Origin of the sequence: Acinetobacter sp. YH12039 (assembly GCF_013420015.1) — a bacterium.
Lineage (GTDB): Bacteria > Pseudomonadota > Gammaproteobacteria > Pseudomonadales > Moraxellaceae > Acinetobacter > Acinetobacter amyesii.
Genome location: NZ_VOZA01000112.1, coordinates 1 through 2,351, shown reverse-complemented (window position 1 = coordinate 2,351; position 2,351 = coordinate 1). Strand labels below are relative to the sequence as shown.

Genomic DNA, 2,351 nt, shown 5'->3' with positions numbered 1-2,351 from the left:
GGGAACTGAAAAAGAAACCGCATTTTTTGAGCAGTCGAAAAAATGGCTCGAAAATAAATACGGTAAAAATAATGTCGTCAGCACTACCATTCACCGTGATGAAACAACCCCTCACCTTGTCGCCTACGTTGTTCCAGTGGACGAAAAAACGGGGCGATTGAATGCTAAAAAATATATCGGTGGATCTCGACATACACTTTCACAGATGCAGACTGATTTTGCAGTTCAGGTAAAGGATTTAGGGCTTGAACGAGGAATTGAGGGAAGTAAGGCAAAACATACGTCTATTCGTGAGTACTACAACGATGTAAACAACTATGAACCTGAACCCAATATTGTACTTCAAGCACCTGAACCCAATGGAATGTTTGAGAGTAAAACACAATATGCTGAAAGAATTATTGAATCTGTGATTGAACAAATCGAACCAAAATTAAAAGAATTAAATTTATTAGCAAATCAAACTAGATCAGCAAAAAAAGATGCACAAAATGCACTTAAAACAGCCTCAGAGGCTCGTAAAGCACTTTCAGATTTACAAGAACATGTAAAACCCTATCTGGACGCACTGGACGGCCTGGACCAAACATGGAAAGAATATTTTGATAAAACTTTGCGAGCAGCTAAAGAACAAGTGCTAGAAAAAAGGAAGCAATTGCAAGTTGAAAAAGAAAATGAAGAACTATCACTAAAACTAAAAAAAGAAGAAAGAATATTTCAAATGGAATGGAACAATACATTTGCTGGTTTCAATAAAGAACAAATCAAGAATTATGAATATCAACTTGAGTGTCTTGAACAAGATTATCCTGTTGAATTTTATAGACAAATTCAAATTAAATCATTGCAAGAAAATCTTATTTTGAATCCAAATTACAAGAGATACAGTAAAAATGAGTTCCATCAAGAACCAGAACAAAAAGTACAACCGACACAAAAAAATGATCAAGAAAAACGATCTGGCAATGATTACGATTCACCACCACCATTTTAAAATGCTCTAGAACGAAAAAAAACGGGGTTTTTAGCCCTACTTGGTCTTTTCTGCATAAAAGTATAATTGAAATAAAAAATGCTCTTAGAACGCAAATGAGAGCATTTAGCGAGTGTCTACGAGCGACACAAAAAAATTCGCTTATTACCCCTCTGAAAAACCGCTTTTGCTCTTTTTTGCTTGCTGCAGGAATTTATTAGCGAGTGTCTACGAGCGAAGTATTGATACTTTTGCTCTTAAAAAAGCATGAGCATAGCGAATGCATTATCAATGCTTTTGACTTTGCTTTTGCTCTTGAAACGACACGAGCAAAGCGAGTGCCATAGCCTTTGATTTTTGATGCTCTTGGGCTTTTAATATCTTTTAAAGCTTTTAAATGCTTTTAAGCGAGCCGAAACGATTGCTACACAAGGCTTGTAGAGGACATATAGCACCATTTCCTCTTGTATAAAGCACCATTTCCTCTTGTATAAAGCACCATTTCCTCTTGTATAAAGCACCATTTCCTCTTGACTTAACACCATTAGCATTTTAAGGTGCTATCAAACCAAGATACATCTATGGTGCTAAATTGAAAAATGGATTAGTAGTGAAAGACAATGCGTTAATGAATGCCAGTTATAACTTAGAAACGTCTGAACAGCGTTTAATATTGCTTGCAATTATGAATGCTAGAGAAACAGGGCAAGGAATTACCGCAGACAGCAAGTTAGAAATACATGCTAGTGATTACGCAAAACACTTTAATGTGTCTACAGATGCTGCATACAAAGTATTAAAAGATGCTGTAAATAATCTGTTTGAACGTAAGTTTAGCTATGTTTCGGAATATAAAAAGACTGGCAAAACAGGCATTGTGCGCTCACGTTGGGTTAGTCGTGTTTTCTATGTTGATACGTTAGCGATTTTAGAAATCACTTTTGCCCCTGACGTTGTACCACTTGTTACTCGGCTTGAGGAACACTTTACAAGTTATCAACTTAAACAGGTATCACAGCTTACAGGTAAGTATGCAATTCGATTATACGAACTACTAATTGCATGGCGTGAAGTGGGTAAAACTCCACAAATTGAACTATCAGAATTCAGAAATAGAGTTGGTGTTGAGGATAATGAATATCAACGTATGGAGCTGTTTAAAAGGCGTGTCTTAGAACCGTCTATCAAGCAGATCAATGAACATACCGATATCACTGTGACCTATGAACAACATAAAAAAGGTCGAGCTATTTCAGGCTTTTCATTCAAATTTAAGCAGAAGCAACAAGCAAAGAAAATCGAATCTAAACGAGATCCTAATACACCCGATTTCTTTATCAAGATGACTGACTCACAACGCCATTTATTTGCTAATAAA

General features: G+C 36.1%; 2 protein-coding genes. Both read left to right on the top strand.

All coding sequences use genetic code 11. The features are described from left to right. Positions 1 to 994 (top strand): MobV family relaxase (gene mobV / locus FTT98_RS17615; RefSeq protein ID WP_180177612.1); only part of this gene is annotated, 994 nt, incomplete at its 5' end. 571 nt (positions 995 to 1,565) lie between these two features. Further along, on the top strand, positions 1,566 to 2,351 hold a 786-nt coding region (gene repM / locus FTT98_RS17610), incomplete at its 3' end, for a replication initiation protein RepM (RefSeq protein WP_180177611.1).